Below are 16,893 nucleotides of genomic sequence, written 5' to 3'. Positions count from 1 at the left end.
GTATATCAAAGCGCTTTTGGCCACGCAAACGGCGATCGGTCACGAATTGGAGGCCAGAGCCGTCGTCATTTGCGAATGCTTCATTTTCCCGGCCGAATGTGGCAGGGACGCTGAAATGCCGCAAACAGCAGTTCATTGACAATCATGCCCGTCATCAAAGATCCCGATAGCATTGCAGTCGCCGGCCCGGCGATCATCCTCGTCGAGCCTCAGCTTGGCGAGAACATCGGCATGGTCGCGCGCGCCATGGCCAATTTCGGTCTGTCGGAGCTGCGCCTGGTCAACCCGCGTGATGGTTGGCCGAGCGAGAAGGCGCGCGCGGCGGCCAGCCGCGCCGATCATGTCATCGACGCTGTCACCGTCTTCGACGATTTGGCCTCGGCGCTCGCCGACCTGAACTTTGTCTTCGCCACCACGGCCAGGCAGCGCGACGGCTTCAAATCCGTGCGCGGGCCGGTGGAGGCGGGCAGGCTGCTGCGGGCGCGCCACACAATGGGCCAGCGCACCGGCATCCTGTTCGGACGCGAACGCTTCGGCCTCTACAATGACGAGGTCGGCCTGGCCGACGAGATCGTCACTTTCCCGGTCGATCCCGATTTCTCTTCGCTCAACATCGCCCAGGCCGCGCTGCTGATGTCCTATGAATGGATGAAGTCCGGCCTGGAAGATGAGACCAAGACCAATTTTTCCGGCCCGGACATGAAGCCGGCAAGCAAGGAAGAATTGCACGGCCTGTTTGCGTATCTGGAAGGCGCATTGGAAGCGCGCGGCTATTTCCGGCCGGCACAGAAGAAGCCGAAAATGGTCGACAATCTGCGCGCGGTGCTCACACGCCCCGGCTTTGCCGAACCGGAGCTCAAGGTGCTGCGCGGCATCATCTCGTCGCTCGACAGGTTTTCTCCGGCGATGCCGCGCGGCGACGGATCCCCTGGCGACGATCCGCGGCGCTTGCCCGCGGCCGCCGCGCGTGCCCGCAAGGCGGAGGCGGCGCGCTTTGCCGACACCGGCAAGGACGATGACATACCGCCGTTGGGCGGCAAGGGCACCGACAATGACTGAGCGGCCGATCCTGATGTTCGATTCGGGCATCGGCGGGCTTACCGTGCTGCGCGAGGCACGCGTGCTGATGCCCGACCGCCGCTTCATCTATGTCGCCGACGACGCTGCGTTTCCCTACGGCGCTTGGGAAGAGCCGGCGCTGAGGGCGCATATCCTCGAATTGTTCGGCAAACTGCTTGAGCGGTTTGCGCCGGCCATTTCCGTCATCGCCTGCAACACCGCCTCGACGTTGGTGATCGATGCGCTGCGCGATAGATTTCCCGAGCATCCTTTCGTCGGCATGGTGCCTGCGATCAAGCCGGCGGCGGAACGCACGCGCTCAGGGCTGGTTTCGGTGCTGGCGACGCCTGGCACCGTCAAGCGCCAATACACGCGCGACCTGATCAGCAAATGGGCGCAGAAATGCCATGTCCGCCTGGTCGGCAGCGACAGGCTGGCGGGACTGGCTGAGATCTACATGCGTGAGGGCTTCGTCGATGAAGAAGCCGTGCGCACCGAGATTACGCCGTGCTTCGTCGAACATGATGCGCTGCGTACGGATATCGTCGTGCTCGCCTGCACACACTACCCCTTTCTGGCCAATCGCATGCGCAAGACGGCGCCCTGGCCGGTCGATTGGCTCGACCCCGCTGAAGCGATCGCGCGCCGGGCGCTGTCGCTTCTCGCCGACATCGATCCGAGCGGTCGCGGCGAGATGCTGCCTGAAGGCCCCGACCTTGCCGTCTTCACATCGAAAAGAGCCGATTTTCCGACCCGTCGCCTAATACAGGGCTTCGGGCTGGCGATGTCGTGATTGCGAAGCGGAACATCACGGCAGTCGTTGCGTTTTTCTCCAGATTCTAACGGGAGAAAGAGCCATGCCAGCCACCTCGAAAGCCCAGCAGAAAGCCGCCGGCGCGGCTCTGTCGGCCAAGCGCGGCGAGACCAAGAAGAGCGAACTCCAGGGCGCTTCCAAGGGAATGTACGAATCAATGAGCGAAAAGCAGCTCGAGGAATTCGCCGAGACGAAGCGCAAGGGCCTGCCGGATAAGAAGTCGAAAGACTAAGGGTTAAGCATCCGGAATCAAAGAGCCCGCGGCCAAGACCGCGGGCTTTGAAATGATATCGGCCGCCTGAGACCGGATAGGAGCCTACCAGCGCCCGCTGCAGCGCTTGATCTTGTAGCGTATGACCTTCTTGTGGCCGTGCCGCCAGATAACCTTCTTCTTGATCACGATGCGGCAAGCCTGGTGATGCCGGTGTCCTTGCCAATGCCTGGCCTCCGCCGGCTCCGGTGTCAGGACCGCCATGGATCCCGCCAACACAGCGGCTCCTGTCAGGGTAAGGAAGAATTTCTTCATGCGAATGTAGCTCCTCTGCTCCGGTCCCTTCCTGATGCCGCTGGCGCAACCTCCCGCCACATCCGGCACTGTACTCAACCCAGAGACGCTATATCGTCGCCATGGCCTACGCCAGCCACAAGCTTGACACCGGTTAAATCTCCGTTTAATCAGCGCGCCAACACCGGGCCGCAATGCCCGGTGGTTTTCTTTATGTGGGCAAGATGCGTGGAAATCCAATTCTACTATCTTGTTTGAACTGACGTGTCCCGTGGGTTTTCCGCCGCGTTGCGTGGGAAAACCCTGTCAGGTCTCGAAAACGGAGGCCAGAGGAGGGCGCGTTTCCTTCACCCGGACCATGAGGTTCCGGGTGTATTGTTTTGAAAAGGGAATGCGATGAGCAAGCGCGAATCCGCGAAGTACAAGATCGACCGCCGTCTCGGCGAAAATATCTGGGGCCGCCCGAAGTCCCCGGTCAACAAGCGTGAATACGGTCCTGGCCAGCATGGCCAGCGCCGCAAGGGCAAGCTTTCCGATTTCGGCCTGCAGCTGCGCGCCAAGCAGAAGCTGAAGGGTCACTATGGCGATGTTTCGGAAAAGCAGTTCCGCAAGGTCTATGAAGAGGCTGACCGCCGCAAGGGCGACACCTCGGAGAACCTGATCGGCCTGCTCGAATCGCGTCTCGACGCGGTCGTCTACCGCGCCAAGTTCGTGCCGACCATTTTCGCCGCCCGTCAGTTCGTCAACCACGGCCACGTCAACGTCAACGGCAAGCGTGTCAATATCGGCTCGTATCGCTGCAAGCCGGGCGATGTCGTCGAAGTGCGCGAAAAGTCCAAGCAGCTGGTCATCGTTCTGGAAGCGGTCGGTCTCGCCGAGCGCGACGTGCCGGACTACATCGAAGCCGATCACAACAAGATGGTCGCGACCTTCTCGCGCATCCCTGGCCTTGCGGACGTTCCGTTCGCCGTGCAGATGGAACCGAACCTGGTCGTCGAATTCTATTCGCGCTAAAACGAGCGCGTTCTGCGATACCAAGCAAAGGCCGCCCGTCGAGGCGGCCTTTTCTTTGTCGGTCATGTCCGCTAATCCGGCGCTCTGGGCCACTGAAAGCGACATGCCATGAACATGCTTCCAGACATCGAACCGATCGCCGACAGCGAAGGCGGCTTCCATCCGCTGTTCGCCGACGTGCCGTCCTCGGTCGAATTCAACAAATTGCGCAAGCGGCTGCTGCGGCTGACCCGGCAGGCGATCGAGGATTTCTCGATGGTCAAGCCCGGCCAGCGCTGGCTCGTTGCCCTGTCTGGCGGCAAGGATTCCTACGGCCTGCTCGCGGTGCTGCTCGACCTTAAATGGCGCGGGCTCTTGCCGGTCGATCTTCTGGCCTGCAATCTCGACCAGGGCCAGCCCAATTTCCCCAAACATATCCTGCCGGACTATCTCGACAGCCACGACATTGCGCACCGGATCGAGTACCAGGACACCTATTCCGTCGTCACCGACAAGCTGCCTGCGGGCAGCACCTATTGCTCGCTCTGCTCGCGCCTCAGGCGCGGCCATCTCTACCGCATAGCGCGCGAGGAGGGGTGCTCGGCGCTGGTGCTCGGCCACCATCGCGAGGACATTCTCGAAACCTTCTTCATGAATCTCTTCCATGGCGGCCGTCTCGCCGCCATGCCGCCAAAACTGCTGAACGACGAGGGCGACGTCATGGTGCTGCGGCCATTGAGCTACTGCGCCGAGGCCGATCTGGAAAAATTCGCTGCCGCCATGCAATTTCCGATCATTCCCTGCGATCTCTGCGGCAGCCAGGAAGGTCTTCAGCGCAACGCCATGAAGGCGATGCTCGAGGACCTGGAAAAGCGCATGCCAGGCCGCAAGGATACGATGCTGCGCGCGCTGTCGAACAGCAGGCCATCGCATCTGCTCGACAGAAAGCTGTTCGACTTCGCTGCCCTCAACGACACCCTCACCACAAGGCAAGACATTTCCGATGACATTTGACGACACCGCAATCGATTGGCTGGCCGGCATTCTGGCCGAGGCGGCGCTGACCGAGATCATGCCGCGCTTTCGCCGGCTTGGTGAGGGCGACATCCGCCAGAAGACGTCGGCTGCCGACCTCGTGACCGAAGCCGACGTCAATGCCGAGCGGCTGATCACCGCGCGGCTGCGCGAGCGCTATCCCCAGGCGATGATCGTCGGCGAGGAGGCCTGTTCCGACAATCCAGCACTGCTCGATGGTCTGGGGGATGCCGATCTGGCCTTCGTCATCGATCCGGTCGACGGCACTTTCAACTTCGCCTCCGGCGTGCCGCTGTTCGGCGTCATGCTGGCGGTCGTGGTCCAGGGCGAGACGGTTGCCGGCATCATCCACGATCCCGTCGGCAAGGACTGGCTGATTGGTGCCAAGGGCGCCGGCAGCCATATCCGGCATGCGCATGGCAGACTGGAGAAGGTGCACGTCGCGGCACTCGCGCCGATCTCGGAAATGACCGGCTCCGTCTCCTGGCAATATATGGCCGAGCCGGAGCGGTCGCGGCTGGCGCGCAACCAGACGAAGATCCTGTCGCAATTCGCCTATCGCTGCGCCGCGCACGAATACCGCCTGTTGGCGAGCGGCCATGCCCACTTCGTCGTCTACAACAAGCTGATGCCGTGGGATCATCTGGCCGGCGTGCTGATCCATACCGAGGCCGGCGGCCATGCGGCGCGCTTCGACGGCAGCACCTATCTGCCCTCGCATCTCGGCGGCGGCCTGCTTGTCGCGCCCGATCGCGAAAGCTGGGACGAATTGCGCCGCGAACTCTGGGCGCAATAGGATTAATTGCTGCGTTAGCCGAAGGAGCGATGCTATCTTACGCAAATCCGGAGGCTCTCGAATGAAACCTCGGTTCGCATTTGTCGCCACGGCTCTTGCCGCCGTCTTGTTTGCCAGTTCCCAGGAAGCAACATCGCAAGAGCGCAGCTGTCGCAGTCCCGATCCCGTCGATACGATAAAGGAGATGTCGGACGCGATCTATGCCTGCTGGAAGCCGCCACCCGGAACCGCGGGCATGTCCCTCACGTTGCGGTTCTCGCTTCGCCGCGACGGCACATTGATCGGCAAGCCTCGCGCCACATATTCCGATCTGGGCGCCGATGCCCAGCTCAGCCGGGCCTTCGTGGCCTCAATCCTCAAGGCACTGGATGAAGCTCTGCCATTGCCCTTTTCGCACAGCATGGGTGGAGCAATCGCGGGGCGCATGCTTGCTCCTCGATTCACGGCAGCTCTTGAAGGTGCCTCCTAATGCAAGTCGGTGATGTGCCCTGAAACGGGCGGGTTCTGTGGCTGGAACATCTTGCCGCGCTCGGCGATGAAGATCATCAGCAGCGCCGCGACCGAGACGCTGCAGAAGCCGGCGGCCAGCGGCGTCACCGTGCCGTTGAAGGCCTGGCCGATCAGCGTGCCGAGAATGCCGCCGAGAAACGTCTGCATGAAACCGAGGATCGACGACGCCGTGCCGGCCAGTTGGCCGAGCGGCTCCATGGCCAGCGCGTTGAAGTTCGCGCCGAGCGCACCGAACGGAAGCATTGCGCAGGCAAAGAAGGTGATGAACAGCCAGAGCGGCATCTTCATTTCCAGCGAAACGACCAGCCAGGCAAGGCTGATGACCAGGAACAGCAGCAGCGCGCTCTGCGACAGGCGGCGCATGCCGATGCGGCCGACAAGGCGCGAATTCAGAAAGTTGGAGAAGGCGAGCACGCCCGCAACCCCGGCGAAGATGACCGGGAACATCTCGCCGACATGGAAGATGTCCACATAGATCTGCTGCGCCGAAGCGATGAAGCCGAACATGGCGCCGAAGATGAAGGTGCTGGCGAAGGCATAGCAGATCGCAATGCGGTTGGTGAGCACGATGCGAAACCCACCGACAATGGAGTTCACGGTCAGCGGCCGGCGATGTTCGGGATGCAGCGTTTCAGGCAGGCGCAGCAGCGACCAGGCCGAGACGAGGAGCGCACCGACGGCCATGGTGACAAAGATCCAATGCCAGGTCGCAAACAGCATGATGAACTGGCCAATGCCGGGAGCAATGACCGGTATCGCCATGAACACCATGAAGATCAGCGACATCACCTCGGCCATGCGCCGGCCGTCGAACGTATCGCGCACGATCGAGACGGCGATGACGCGGGTGGCGGCCGCACCGATGCCTTGCACGGCCCGGCACAGCAGAAGTGTTTCAAAGCTTGGCGCAATGGCGGCAGCCGCCGCCGCGGCGACATAAATCACCAGCCCGGCGACCAGCGGTGCGCGACGCCCGAAGCGATCCGAGATGGGCCCGAAGAACAACTGTCCGCCGCCGAAGCCCAGAATGTAGGCCGTTATGACGTACTGCCGGTGGTTTTCATTTTCGACGCCGAGCGAGGCGCCGATCTGCTGCAGCGCCGGCAGCATGATATCGATGGCCAGCGAGTTCAGCGCCATCAGCGCCGCGCACAGGGCGATGAACTCCCAGCGCGGAATGGGCAGTTTGCTTGCCGATTGCGGCTCTGGTTTTGACTGGTCCACGGCAAGTCCGATCTTTCAAACGAAAATGCGCCGGCGGGCCGGCGCATTGGCTCGTCTTGGTCCTGGGTTCAGGACATGAAAATTGCCGAGCTGCCCCCGACGCCTTTGTGCATGACCCCGAAAATCAAAATCAGCCTTCGGATGGCAATGTGCACAAAACAGAAATCAGGCGGCGCCTTTGACGCTGACGCCCTTCTCGACCAGGAACGTCTGCAACTCACCGGCCTGGAACATCTCGCGGATGATATCGCAGCCGCCGACGAATTCGCCCTTGACGTAGAGCTGAGGGATCGTCGGCCAGTTGGAATATTCCTTGATGCCCTGGCGCAGTTCAGCCGAGTCCAGAACGTTCACGCCTTTGTAGTCGGCGCCGATATAGTCGAGGATCTGGACGACCTGGCCGGAAAATCCGCATTGCGGGAAACCGGGCGTGCCCTTCATGAAAAGGACGACGTCGTTGCCCTTCACTTCATTGTCGATGTAGTCGTTGATACCGCTCATGGAAAATCCTTTCCCGCCTGTGGGAGTCAGGCTCGAAACATATCCCTTCAAATAAACCCAACGATTGCTCGAAACAAGACGTTAGCCGTGCCGTGGCTGAAATGGCGCAAAGGATGAGCCGTGTTGGGCCAAGCGGTTCTCTCGACACTGATCCGCGTGGTTGCGGTTGTTCCGGTGCGGCTCAGTCAGGAACGCTGGTCTGCAGCGCCAGTGCGTGCAGCACGCCACCCATATTTCCTTTCAGCGCGTCATAGACCATCTGGTGCTGCTGCACGCGGCTTTTCCCTCGAAAGCTCTCGGCCACCACCTCGGCCGCATAATGGTCGCCGTCGCCGGCAAGATCGCGGATCGTCACCTTGGCGTCCGGAATGCCGTCCTTGATCAGTTTTTCGATGTCGTGGGCATCCATTGCCATGGCAAAATCCTGTTTCGAGCGGCCGGCAGCCGGCCATAAGATGAGAGTCGGGCGAGCCTAAAGCCTTTCCGGTCCGGATTGAAGCCGTTCTGTCCCACCAACGGCAAGACGGCCAGACGGCTTCAGAGAAAGACTAGGCCGGTGGGCTTGCTTCATTCTCGGCAACGTCCTCGCGTGTCGAGAAAGCACGGCCAAGGCTGAAGGCAAGTACATAGAGCGGCACGTTGAGCACGAGGCTGACAATGGGAAGATAGCTCGTCATTTGCCAAGCCGGCGAGAAGAACGCCTGGCCGTAGCCGTCGCAGGTCAACGACGAGCCGTACTCCCACAACGCGCCTACGACCACCGCGCTGGCAAAAAGCTTGATGCAGGTGACAATGTGCCTTGCCCGTGCCGGATCCGGCGCCAGGCGGTCCCACAGAACCAGGCAGACGATCGGGACCGCGTAGATGAGATTCTGCGCGATGAGCATGGGGATGGCGCCATTGGCCGCGGCAAGGAACTCCGCGCGCGTTTCCAGCCGCATGCACACCTCGCTTGAGGTTGTCGACAGCAGGAAAAAGACGAACGGTCCCAGGAACCAGAAGAAGAACAACGACGGCCAGAAGACGACTGCAAGCAGCGCCCGGGCAGCCAGTTTCCTGTGATTGATCATGAGTTTCCCGAAAACCGTTCCCACTTTCGGGATCATGCTCTCGTCAACTGGCCTGGTCCATGAAGCGGGGGAACCAGCCTTCGTGCGCCGCGGAGAGTTCGCTGACCGGGATTGCCCTGGCGTCGCCAAGCTTCAGCGCGCTGCCCCCGGTCGAGCCGATCCACGGCGCGAAGATGCCGAGTTCGCCCTGCTGCTTGCGAATGGCGTCCCATTCGTCACCATGCGGATCGATCGACAGCGTCAGGAGATAACGGCCCTGATCCTCGCCGAACCAGACCGGGATCGGATCGGTGCCGACAAGCCCGGGAACGGCGGCGCCAATTCCGGACGCCATCGCCATCTCGGCAAGTGCAACGGCGACACCGCCATCGGAAACGTCGTGCGCCGCCGTGACGACACCGGATGCGATGAGCGCGCGCACATGGTCGCCGACGCGCTTTTCGTGATCGAGGTCGACCGGCGGCGGCGGGCCATCCGTGCGGCCGTGTATGTCCCTGAAATAGACCGATTGACCGAGATGCGTTCCCCAGGAGGCCGGCGCGCCGACCAGCAGGATCATCTGGCCCTCGGCCGCAAAGCCGGTCCGTACCATCTTCGACCAGTCGGCGATCAGCCCGACGCCGCCGATAGTCGGGGTTGGCAGGATGCCCTGGCCGTTGGTCTCGTTGTAGAGCGAGACATTGCCGGAGACGATCGGGAAGCCAAGCGCACGGCAGGCGTCGCCTATGCCTTTCACCGCGCCGACCAACTGGCCCATGATCTCGGGCCGTTCCGGGTTGCCGAAATTGAGGTTGTCGGTGGCGGCCAGCGGCAGAGCGCCGGTGGCGGTCAAGTTGCGCCAGCATTCGGCCACCGCCTGCTTGCCGCCTTCATAAGGGTCGGCCTCGCAATAGCGCGGCGTCACGTCGGACGAGAAGGCGAGCGCCTTGGTCGCATGGCCTTCGACCCGGACCACGCCGGCATCGCCGCCTGGAAGCTGCAGCGAATTGCCCTGGATCAACGTGTCATACTGTTCCCACACCCAGCGCCGCGAAGACAGGTCGGGCCCGCCGAGCAGCTTCAGCAGCGCGTCGGCAACGTCGGCTTGCGGAATGTCATTGGCGGCCAGCGGCGCCGGCTTCTTCGGTTCGGTCCACGGCCGATCATATTCCGGAGCCTTGTCGCCAAGATCCTTGATCGGCAGGTTGGCGACCTCGTCGCCCTGGTGCAGAACGCGGAAGCGCAGATCGTCGGTGGTCTTGCCGACGATGGCGAAATCGAGCCCCCATTTGTGGAAGATCGCCTCGGCTTCCTTTTCCTTTTCCGGGCGCAGCACCATCAGCATGCGCTCCTGGCTTTCCGAAAGCATCATCTCGTAGGCGCTCATGCGCTCTTCGCGCACAGGAACCTTGTCGAGATCGAGCTCGATGCCGAGGTCGCCCTTGGCGCCCATTTCGACCGCCGAGCAGGTGAGGCCGGCGGCACCCATGTCCTGGATGGCGATGACGGCGCCCGAGGCCATCAGTTCGAGGCTGGCTTCCAGCAGGCACTTTTCGGTGAAGGGATCGCCGACCTGCACTGTCGGGCGCTTCTCATCGATCTTGTCGTCGAATTCAGCCGACGCCATGGTGGCGCCACCGACGCCGTCGCGGCCAGTCTTGGCGCCGAGATAGACGACCGGCAGGCCGACGCCCTTGGCTTCCGACAGGAAGATCGCATCGGTCTTGGCAAGGCCCGCCGCAAAGGCGTTGACCAGGATGTTGCCATTGTAGCGGGCGTCGAAATTGACCTCGCCACCGACTGTCGGCACGCCGAAGGCGTTGCCATAGCCGCCGACGCCGGAAACCACGCCTGAAACGAGGTGCCGGGTCTTGGGATGGTCAGGCGAGCCGAAGCGCAGCGCATTCATCGCCGCGATCGGCCGCGCGCCCATGGTGAAGACGTCGCGCAATATGCCGCCGACACCGGTCGCCGCGCCCTGGTAGGGCTCGATATAGGACGGGTGGTTGTGGCTCTCCATCTTGAAGACGACGCAGTCGCCGTCGCCGATGTCGACCACGCCGGCATTCTCGCCCGGCCCCTGGATGACTTGCGGACCGGTGGTCGGCAGCGTGCGCAGCCACTTCTTCGAGGATTTGTAGGAGCAGTGCTCATTCCACATCGCCGAGAAGATGCCGAGTTCGGTGAAGCTCGGTTCGCGCCCGACAAGATCGAGGATGCGCTGATACTCGTCGGGCTTGAGCCCGTGTGAGGCAATGAGCTCAGGGGTGATCGGCACGGAATTGGAAATGGTCATGGGCGGCGATTTATATCCGGGACGTTGGGATTTTGAGTCCCGTCTTATCGCAAGCCTCGCGGCCGATACACCCATGGATTGAGGAAAAACGACGGAAAACCGGACAAAGCCACGCAGTGTCAGGAGAAGCTGTCGTAGCCGGCGCGGCCTTCATCGAGAAGTCGCCGGATCGCCGCGACGCCTTCGGCTATGTCCTCGCGCTGTCTCGGCTGCGAAACGCCAAAGCGGACGCCATGGAAAACCTGCTCGGAGCGGCCGGCCTTGAACTCGTCCTCATCGTCGATCAGCACGCCGTGCTCAAGGCAGGCGTTCTTGAAGGTGCCGGAAAGCCAGGGGTCGGGCAGGGTCAGCCAGACAAAGGGCACCCTGTCATGCGACTTGAACGCGAAGCCGGCCAAAGTCTCGCGCACGATGGCGATGCGGGCGCCGATTTCGGCGATGCTGCGCTTGCGTATCTCATCCGCCTGACCTGACAGCACCAGCCTTGTATTCACCTCCGCCAGCAGGAAGGGCATGCCGCCGGTCATCATCTTGTGGGCGACACGGATGCGGTGGCGGTAGGCGGGCGGGCAAGAAAGCCAGCCGCCGCGTACACCGGCTGCGACCGACTTCGACAGGCCGCCCGCGACAATGGTGCGTTCAGGCGCATACTCGGCCAGCAATGGTGTCGGATCATCGGTCAGATTGCCATAGAGGTCGTCCTCGATGAGGACGACGTTGTATTCGCGTGCGACATGGGCGATCGCCTCGCGGCGCGCCGCCGACAAGGTGGCCAGCGTCGGATTCTGCGCAGTCGGCATCAGGAAGATCATCTTGGGATGCTTTTGCGCGCAGACGCGCTCGAAATCCTGCGGATCGATGCCTTCCTCGTCCGATGCCACCAGCGCGGTGCGCCTGCCGATCAGGCCGGCACTGCGGGAAATCTGCGAGTAGGTGAGGTGCTCGAAGGCAACATAGTCGCCAGGCATGGTGAGCGCCGCGATTGCCGCCATCACCGCCGCATGGGTGCCGAGCGTGGGAACGACGGTGTCGGCACTCGGACGAAACGAATTGCGCGCCAACCAGCGGGCGCCGGCTTCGTACCAGCGGTCGGGAAAATCCCGCGTGTAGCTTGAAATCTCATGTGGATGGTCCTGCGCCGTGCGCGACAGGACACCGGCGACGATGTCGCCCTGGCCGATATCGGGTGCTGCGGTGCTGTCGAAACGCAACTTGCCTTTAGGCGCATCGATATAGCGTGTGCCTTCGCCGCCGACGTCCGGAGCCGGAAAATCCGGCTTCGCGCGCTGGCCGAGCACATAGGTTCCACGCCCGACTTCGCCGCTCACCAGCCCGCGCTCGCGCAGCAATTGATAGGCCCGGCCGACCGTGCCGACGGTGGTGCCGATGTCGTAGGCGAGGTCGCGTTGCGGCGGCAGCTTTGCGCCGGCATCGATCACGCCGCGATCGATGTCCGTCTTGATGGAATCCGCCAGCCGCTGATACAGCGGGCCGGAGCCGGCAGTGAGATCTGGAAGCCAATTTGTCATGGTGACAATTTTCTATATTGCACCGGCACATGAGTCAATACATATCAATCGCGTGCAAAAAAGGGTACAATTTAGACCATCGGCAGAAAGAAAATGAATACAATCGCGACAATACGTCATTCGAGCGCTGCATTATCAGGCCAATCGATACGCCCGTCGGTTCAGCGCGGCTTTGTCAGCCGCCTTGTGCGCGTGCTGAGGTCGCTGGCAAGATGGATCGACAACCTGCTGGATCGCCGCCGCAGCCGGTTGGCGCTGCTGGAGATGACCGACGACCAGCTCAAGGATATCGGCATCTCGCGCTGCGATGCCCACCGCGAGGGCATCAGGCCGTTCTGGGACTGACCGTGATCCCAAAAGTGGGAACCGGTTTTTGGGAAAGATAATGGTCCCTGGAAATGCGGACAGGACGTCCGCACAGTTCTAACGGACGCTCGATGCCCTGGTGCGAGCAATGCCATGGTCCGCAAGGACGGCGACCACGCACAGCACGAGGAAAAGTCCGGTGATGGCTGCGGCCGAGATGACGACGCTGGTCGCGCCGTTCTTGGCGATGTCCAGGAAAGGGTAGGGCACCTCGCCGGCAAACGGCGCCCGCACCAGCGCATAGACCAGATAAGCGATGGGATAGATCACCCACCAGGAAATGTCGCTCCACCGCGTCCTACCGTCAGCGCCCGATATCAACCACCACAGCACGAAGAGCACCGGCGTCACATAATGCAGCAGGACGTCGCAGAGCAGGAACAGCCCCTGCGGCTGCCAGAGTTGTGCCAGGACCGTTGCATAGATGATAAAAACCAGCGCGATCGAAGCGGCAACGCCGGCCCGCATCCGCGCGCCTGCAAAGGCCGGCAGCCAGCCATATCCGGTGGGTGACAGCAGCGACGTGTACACCAGCACCGCGCCGATATTGGTCAAGATGGTGAAGAAGCTGAAGACGAAAATGACGGAGCCAAGCAGGCTGCGGCCTGCTTCCATCGATGCCGGAATGCTGATGCAGAACTGCAGGATGAGCCCGGCCAGACCGATGACCAGCCCCACAATCTGCAGAAAGCGGCCCATGGGCTAGGCCGTCGCGGCGCAGGCCGGATTGCCGGTCTGCCAACGAGCGATGTCCGAGCCGATGCGGGCGCCGAGCGGATCGTTCATCAGCGGTCCGAAGACGTCGACACGGCTAGAATTGCCTTGCGCCTGCACGACCAGCAGTGGTTTGCCGCCATAGTGCTTGGCCGGCACCAGCAGGAAACGCGGCGTGCCGCTGAACGAGTTCAGTTCATTGGCCATCTGATATGACTTGAAGGCCGGGTCCTTGCTGGCGATCCAGCATTTGTGGGCAGCGATCGCCACTTGTTCCATGGCCAGCAGCGCAGCACTTTTGCCTGAGGGAACAGGCGTGCTCTTTGGCGTCGACTGGCAAGATGCCAGCACAAAGCCCGCCGCGGCGACCAGCGTGATCGTCTTCGACTTGATCAAGCGGCACCCATCTCAAGTTCGGACAGAAAAATCTTCAAACCATCGGTCATCTCGCCCCACACCCTCGACAATGCCGGGTGTTGCGAGGCGATCTGCTGGTAGGCGTCGAATTTGGGATAGGCGTCGAGCAGGTCGTGGCGTCCCGTCATGGCCCGGAAATTGTTGAAGATGAACCGCGTCGGCGTCAGCCAGGCATCGGCGAAACTAATATCGTCGCCGAGTGCGAAGGGCCCTTGCGCCATGCGGGCCTCGATCGCCGCCAGTCCATGATGCAGGCGGGCGAACTGGGCGTCGATCTCGGCATTGTTTCGCTTCGGCACGGAATGAAGCTCGAAAAGCTTCATCATCGGTGTCAGCACATCGAGATCGGTGATACGGGCGAACATACGCACCAGCGCGCGATCCTTGGAGTCGGGCGGCAGCAGCGCCGGCTCCGGAAACCGTTCCTCGAGATATTCGGCGATGACCACCGATTCGACGATCGTCTCGCCCGAGCCGGTGATCAGCACCGGAATCCGGTTCATCGGTGAGATGGCGCGAAACTCTTCCGGGATGGGGAAACCGGGCGGCGGCGCGATGATCTTGAGTGGTACGTCCTTGATGTAGGCCAGTGCCCGCACGATCGACGAGTAGGGCGACAACGGCCGCGAATAGAGTTTCATGACCGTCTCTCTCCCCAATGAACCAGACTTGCTCCAAAGAGACAGGAATGTCCGGCTGTTTTCAAGCTGTTCGCTTCGATATCGTCAGGCGGCGATGCCGAGGGCGCTCTCGAACAGTCCGCGGCCGTCGGTGCCGCCATGGGCTGCTTCGATCAGGTTTTCCGGGTGCGGCATCAGCCCGAGCACATTGCCTTGGCTGTTGATGATGCCGGCAATGTCGTTGATCGAGCCATTGGGGTTGGTGCCCTCGGCATAGCGGAACACCACTTGGCCTTCGCCTTCGAGGCGGGCAAGCGTGTCGGCGTCGGCGAAATAATTGCCGTCATGATGCGCGACCGGCGAGCGGATGATCTGGCCCGGCTGATAGCGGCGGGTGAACATGGTGTTGGCATTGGTGATTTCGAGCTTCACCTGCCGGCAGACGAATTTCAGCGAGGTGTTGCGCATCAAGGCGCCCGGCAACAGGCCGGCCTCGACCAGGATCTGGAAACCGTTGCAGACGCCGATGACCGTAACGCCGGCGGCCGCTTTTTCGGCCACAGCCCGCATGACCGGCATGCGCGCCGCGATCGCGCCGCAGCGCAGATAGTCGCCGAAGGAAAAGCCGCCTGGAATGGCGATCAGGTCGACATCGGGGATTTCGGTATCGGTCTGCCAGACGGTGACTGGCGGTGTTCCCGAAATCTTGGTCAACGCTGCGATCATGTCGCGGTCGCGATTGAGGCCGGGCAGGAGGACGACGGCTGATTTCAATTTAGGCGATCTCCACCGCGTAATTCTCAATCACCGTATTCGCCAGCAGCTTGTCGCACATGGCTTTGAGGTCGGCCTCGGCCTTGGCCTTGTCGCTTTCCGCCAGTTGGACGTCGAACACCTTGCCCTGCCGGACAAGGCCCACACCATCGAACCCCAGGCCGGACAGCGCGTGTTCGATCGCCTTGCCTTGCGGGTCGAGCACGCCGTTCTTGAGGGTGACGGTAATGCGGGCCTTGATCACGCTGGACATGCTCCTGTTCGGACTATCAGTTCGCAAGCCGCGATCAGTGCGGCTTGCCTTTGAGGCCGTCGGTCGAGGCGACAAGCACCGGGCCGGTCGGGCGCGGCGGCTCGTTCTCGTTCATGATGCCGAGGCGGCGTGCGACTTCCTGGTAGGCTTCGACGAGGCCGCCCATGTCGCGGCGGAAACGGTCCTTGTCGAGCTTGTCCTGTGTCGCCACGTCCCACAGGCGGCAGGAATCCGGCGAGATCTCGTCGGCGACGACGATGCGCATCATGTCGCCCTCGAACAGCCGGCCGCATTCGATCTTGAAGTCGACAAGCTGGATGCCGACGCCCATGAACAAGCCGGAGAGGAAGTCGTTGACGCGGATGGCCAGCGCCATGACGTCGTCGATTTCCTGCGGGCTCGCCCAGCCGAACGCGGTGATGTGCTCTTCCGACACCATCGGATCGTCGAGTGCGTCGGCCTTGTAATAGAACTCGATGATCGAGCGCGGCAGAACGGTGCCTTCCTCGATGCCGAGCCGCTTGGACAACGAGCCGGCGGCGACATTGCGCACCACCACTTCGAGCGGAATGATCTCGACTTCCTTGATCAGCTGCTCGCGCATGTTCAGCCGGCGGATGAAATGGGTCGGAATGCCCATGCGGTTCAAATGGTTGAAGATGTACTCGGAAATGCGGTTGTTGAGGACGCCCTTGCCGTCGATGACTTCATGCTTCTTCTTGTTGAACGCGGTGGCGTCATCCTTGAAGAACTGGATAAGCGTGCCCGGTTCGGGTCCCTCATAGAGTATCTTGGCCTTGCCTTCATAAATGCGGCGGCGATTTTTCATCTGGATTTTTCTCTGGGGTTCCGGACAGGGCGGTATCAGACCATTTCCTGTCCGTCTGCCTGAAATAGTGCGGCTACGGTAGGGTTCAATGCCGGGTCTATCCCAATCACATCGTTTGCTCAATCGGCAAATCCTTCCAATCAACCGCTTTCGGGACTGAAATGCCGCAGCGCAGCATGCGATGAAGCGTATTGACCGGCCCGCGACCTTTTGGTTTGTGCTTTGGCAACGCACATATTCACCGCCAACGAATCGAATTTGACCGGAGGGACGCCATGAGCAGCATGAAAGACCGCGAAGAGGGCTTTGAGCGTAAATTCGCATTCGACGAGGAGCTTCGGTTCAAGGCCTCGGCACGCCGCAACAAGGCGCTCGGCCTGTGGGCCGCCGAAAAGCTCGGAAAGTCCGGCGCTGATGCCGACGCCTATGCCAAGGAAGTGGTTATCTCCGACATCGAGGAAGCCGGCGACCACGACGTGTTCCGCAAAATCCGCGGGGATTTCGACGCGGCCGGCGTCGAGCAGTCGGACCACCAGATCCGCCGCACCATGGACGAACTGATGGCGCAGGCGATCGAGCAGATCAAGAACACCTGATCCCGGCCATGCG

General features: G+C 61.8%; 22 protein-coding genes. 9 read left to right on the top strand and 13 right to left on the bottom strand.

The genetic code is table 11. From position 1 onward, the window contains the following. The first annotated feature begins 144 nt into the window (after positions 1 to 144). The 3 genes from NKJ04_RS05600 (at position 145) to NKJ04_RS05590 (ending at position 2,105) form a co-directional block, all read left to right on the top strand. A complete protein-coding gene (locus NKJ04_RS05600) occupies positions 145 to 1,059 on the top strand; it encodes an RNA methyltransferase (RefSeq protein ID WP_352673826.1) in 915 nt (304 codons plus the stop codon). Continuing rightward, positions 1,052 to 1,852, top strand: coding sequence for a glutamate racemase (murI, locus tag NKJ04_RS05595; RefSeq protein WP_023810327.1), 801 nt, complete (start codon positions 1,052 to 1,054; stop codon positions 1,850 to 1,852). The genes NKJ04_RS05600 and murI overlap by 8 nt, the downstream gene beginning before the upstream one ends. Before the next feature lie 64 nt (positions 1,853 to 1,916). Next, a complete protein-coding gene (locus tag NKJ04_RS05590) occupies positions 1,917 to 2,105 on the top strand; it encodes a DUF3008 family protein (protein ID WP_183453107.1) in 189 nt (62 codons plus the stop codon). An 84-nt stretch (positions 2,106 to 2,189) separates the two neighbouring features. On the opposite strand, the gene NKJ04_RS05585 is transcribed toward NKJ04_RS05590, so the two are convergent. Then, positions 2,190 to 2,399 (bottom strand): hypothetical protein, encoded by a 210-nt coding sequence (locus tag NKJ04_RS05585; RefSeq protein WP_023810329.1) that lies wholly within the window; start codon positions 2,397 to 2,399, stop codon positions 2,190 to 2,192. Positions 2,400 to 2,774: 375 nt separating this feature from the next. Between NKJ04_RS05585 and rpsD the strand changes: the two genes are divergently transcribed. From rpsD to NKJ04_RS05565, 4 genes are all read left to right on the top strand, one after another. Then, the gene (rpsD, locus tag NKJ04_RS05580; protein ID WP_023759539.1) at positions 2,775 to 3,392 is read left to right on the top strand and encodes a 30S ribosomal protein S4; all 618 of its coding nucleotides are present in this window, start codon (positions 2,775 to 2,777) and stop codon (positions 3,390 to 3,392) included. Between the two features lie 108 nt (positions 3,393 to 3,500). After that, positions 3,501 to 4,385, top strand: a complete 885-nt coding sequence (gene ttcA / locus NKJ04_RS05575) for a tRNA 2-thiocytidine(32) synthetase TtcA (protein WP_352673825.1) — start codon at positions 3,501 to 3,503, stop codon at positions 4,383 to 4,385. After that, a complete protein-coding gene (locus tag NKJ04_RS05570; RefSeq protein WP_128303275.1) occupies positions 4,375 to 5,202 on the top strand; it encodes an inositol monophosphatase family protein in 828 nt (275 codons plus the stop codon). The genes ttcA and NKJ04_RS05570 overlap by 11 nt, the downstream gene beginning before the upstream one ends. A 61-nt stretch (positions 5,203 to 5,263) precedes the next feature. Beyond that, positions 5,264 to 5,671 carry a UCP034077 family protein gene (locus NKJ04_RS05565; protein ID WP_023810332.1) on the top strand — a complete coding sequence of 136 codons (408 nt, stop codon included), beginning with the start codon at positions 5,264 to 5,266 and terminating at the stop codon, positions 5,669 to 5,671. Here the strand turns inward: NKJ04_RS05565 and NKJ04_RS05560 are convergent. From NKJ04_RS05560 to NKJ04_RS05535, 6 genes are all read right to left on the bottom strand, one after another. After that, positions 5,668 to 6,852, bottom strand: a complete 1,185-nt coding sequence (locus tag NKJ04_RS05560) for a multidrug effflux MFS transporter (protein WP_245486115.1) — start codon at positions 6,850 to 6,852, stop codon at positions 5,668 to 5,670. The two genes, NKJ04_RS05565 and NKJ04_RS05560, sit on opposite strands and share 4 nt — an antisense overlap. A gap of 249 nt (positions 6,853 to 7,101) precedes the next feature. Next, complete coding sequence (gene grxD / locus NKJ04_RS05555; RefSeq protein ID WP_006332883.1) at positions 7,102 to 7,437, bottom strand: Grx4 family monothiol glutaredoxin; 336 nt, start codon at positions 7,435 to 7,437, stop codon at positions 7,102 to 7,104. Positions 7,438 to 7,618: 181 nt separating this feature from the next. Beyond that, a complete protein-coding gene (locus NKJ04_RS05550; RefSeq protein WP_010909092.1) occupies positions 7,619 to 7,852 on the bottom strand; it encodes a BolA/IbaG family iron-sulfur metabolism protein in 234 nt (77 codons plus the stop codon). 133 nt (positions 7,853 to 7,985) lie between these two features. Beyond that, entirely contained in the window at positions 7,986 to 8,507 is a 522-nt protein-coding gene (locus NKJ04_RS05545; RefSeq protein WP_352673823.1) for a hypothetical protein, read from the bottom strand. Between the two features lie 43 nt (positions 8,508 to 8,550). Next, positions 8,551 to 10,782: a phosphoribosylformylglycinamidine synthase subunit PurL gene (gene purL, locus NKJ04_RS05540; RefSeq protein WP_352552722.1), complete on the bottom strand. Its 2,232-nt coding sequence runs from the start codon at positions 10,780 to 10,782 to the stop codon at positions 8,551 to 8,553. Positions 10,783 to 10,901: 119 nt separating this feature from the next. After that, a complete protein-coding gene (locus tag NKJ04_RS05535) occupies positions 10,902 to 12,311 on the bottom strand; it encodes an aminotransferase-like domain-containing protein (protein WP_352673821.1) in 1,410 nt (469 codons plus the stop codon). A gap of 93 nt (positions 12,312 to 12,404) precedes the next feature. On the opposite strand from NKJ04_RS05535, the gene NKJ04_RS05530 reads away from it, so the two are divergent. Beyond that, positions 12,405 to 12,656: a DUF1127 domain-containing protein gene (locus NKJ04_RS05530; RefSeq protein WP_128303279.1), complete on the top strand. Its 252-nt coding sequence runs from the start codon at positions 12,405 to 12,407 to the stop codon at positions 12,654 to 12,656. A 78-nt stretch (positions 12,657 to 12,734) separates the two neighbouring features. Here NKJ04_RS05530 and NKJ04_RS05525 read toward each other — a convergent pair whose 3' ends face one another. The 6 genes from NKJ04_RS05525 to purC form a co-directional block, all read right to left on the bottom strand. Further along, positions 12,735 to 13,376 (bottom strand): Pr6Pr family membrane protein, encoded by a 642-nt coding sequence (locus NKJ04_RS05525; protein ID WP_352673819.1) that lies wholly within the window; start codon positions 13,374 to 13,376, stop codon positions 12,735 to 12,737. Positions 13,377 to 13,379: 3 nt separating this feature from the next. Beyond that, positions 13,380 to 13,787, bottom strand: coding sequence for a hypothetical protein (locus tag NKJ04_RS05520; protein WP_352673817.1), 408 nt, complete (start codon positions 13,785 to 13,787; stop codon positions 13,380 to 13,382). Beyond that, the gene (locus NKJ04_RS05515) at positions 13,784 to 14,449 is read right to left on the bottom strand and encodes a glutathione S-transferase family protein (RefSeq protein ID WP_127810643.1); all 666 of its coding nucleotides are present in this window, start codon (positions 14,447 to 14,449) and stop codon (positions 13,784 to 13,786) included. The genes NKJ04_RS05520 and NKJ04_RS05515 overlap by 4 nt, the downstream gene beginning before the upstream one ends. An 84-nt stretch (positions 14,450 to 14,533) precedes the next feature. Further along, positions 14,534 to 15,202 (bottom strand): phosphoribosylformylglycinamidine synthase subunit PurQ, encoded by a 669-nt coding sequence (gene purQ / locus NKJ04_RS05510; RefSeq protein ID WP_352440154.1) that lies wholly within the window; start codon positions 15,200 to 15,202, stop codon positions 14,534 to 14,536. A gap of 1 nt (position 15,203) precedes the next feature. Next, positions 15,204 to 15,446: a phosphoribosylformylglycinamidine synthase subunit PurS gene (gene purS / locus NKJ04_RS05505; RefSeq protein ID WP_352630298.1), complete on the bottom strand. Its 243-nt coding sequence runs from the start codon at positions 15,444 to 15,446 to the stop codon at positions 15,204 to 15,206. Between the two features lie 43 nt (positions 15,447 to 15,489). Then, a complete protein-coding gene (gene purC / locus NKJ04_RS05500) occupies positions 15,490 to 16,284 on the bottom strand; it encodes a phosphoribosylaminoimidazolesuccinocarboxamide synthase (protein WP_013532127.1) in 795 nt (264 codons plus the stop codon). A 275-nt stretch (positions 16,285 to 16,559) separates the two neighbouring features. Here purC and NKJ04_RS05495 point away from each other — a divergent pair, with 275 nt between their 5' ends. Then, positions 16,560 to 16,880: a DUF1476 domain-containing protein gene (locus tag NKJ04_RS05495; RefSeq protein WP_013532126.1), complete on the top strand. Its 321-nt coding sequence runs from the start codon at positions 16,560 to 16,562 to the stop codon at positions 16,878 to 16,880. The last annotated feature ends 13 nt before the right edge of the window (positions 16,881 to 16,893 follow it).

This window comes from Mesorhizobium sp. M0618 (assembly GCF_040320765.1).
GTDB lineage: Bacteria > Pseudomonadota > Alphaproteobacteria > Rhizobiales > Rhizobiaceae > Mesorhizobium.
This window is presented reverse-complemented; position numbering and strand designations above follow the sequence as displayed.

Coding starts and splice junctions, on each gene's coding strand:
- NKJ04_RS05600 (WP_352673826.1), top strand. CDS start 145: ATGCCCGTCATCAAAGATCCCGATAGCATTGCAGTCGCCGGCCCGGCG.
- murI (WP_023810327.1), top strand. CDS start 1,052: ATGACTGAGCGGCCGATCCTGATGTTCGATTCGGGCATCGGCGGGCTT.
- NKJ04_RS05590 (WP_183453107.1), top strand. CDS start 1,917: ATGCCAGCCACCTCGAAAGCCCAGCAGAAAGCCGCCGGCGCGGCTCTG.
- NKJ04_RS05585 (WP_023810329.1), bottom strand. CDS start 2,399: ATGAAGAAATTCTTCCTTACCCTGACAGGAGCCGCTGTGTTGGCGGGA.
- rpsD (WP_023759539.1), top strand. CDS start 2,775: ATGAGCAAGCGCGAATCCGCGAAGTACAAGATCGACCGCCGTCTCGGC.
- ttcA (WP_352673825.1), top strand. CDS start 3,501: ATGAACATGCTTCCAGACATCGAACCGATCGCCGACAGCGAAGGCGGC.
- NKJ04_RS05570 (WP_128303275.1), top strand. CDS start 4,375: ATGACATTTGACGACACCGCAATCGATTGGCTGGCCGGCATTCTGGCC.
- NKJ04_RS05565 (WP_023810332.1), top strand. CDS start 5,264: ATGAAACCTCGGTTCGCATTTGTCGCCACGGCTCTTGCCGCCGTCTTG.
- NKJ04_RS05560 (WP_245486115.1), bottom strand. CDS start 6,852: ATGGCGCTGAACTCGCTGGCCATCGATATCATGCTGCCGGCGCTGCAG.
- grxD (WP_006332883.1), bottom strand. CDS start 7,437: ATGAGCGGTATCAACGACTACATCGACAATGAAGTGAAGGGCAACGAC.
- NKJ04_RS05550 (WP_010909092.1), bottom strand. CDS start 7,852: ATGGCAATGGATGCCCACGACATCGAAAAACTGATCAAGGACGGCATT.
- NKJ04_RS05545 (WP_352673823.1), bottom strand. CDS start 8,507: ATGATCAATCACAGGAAACTGGCTGCCCGGGCGCTGCTTGCAGTCGTC.
- purL (WP_352552722.1), bottom strand. CDS start 10,782: ATGACCATTTCCAATTCCGTGCCGATCACCCCTGAGCTCATTGCCTCA.
- NKJ04_RS05535 (WP_352673821.1), bottom strand. CDS start 12,311: ATGACAAATTGGCTTCCAGATCTCACTGCCGGCTCCGGCCCGCTGTAT.
- NKJ04_RS05530 (WP_128303279.1), top strand. CDS start 12,405: ATGAATACAATCGCGACAATACGTCATTCGAGCGCTGCATTATCAGGC.
- NKJ04_RS05525 (WP_352673819.1), bottom strand. CDS start 13,376: ATGGGCCGCTTTCTGCAGATTGTGGGGCTGGTCATCGGTCTGGCCGGG.
- NKJ04_RS05515 (WP_127810643.1), bottom strand. CDS start 14,449: ATGAAACTCTATTCGCGGCCGTTGTCGCCCTACTCGTCGATCGTGCGG.
- purC (WP_013532127.1), bottom strand. CDS start 16,284: ATGAAAAATCGCCGCCGCATTTATGAAGGCAAGGCCAAGATACTCTAT.
- NKJ04_RS05495 (WP_013532126.1), top strand. CDS start 16,560: ATGAGCAGCATGAAAGACCGCGAAGAGGGCTTTGAGCGTAAATTCGCA.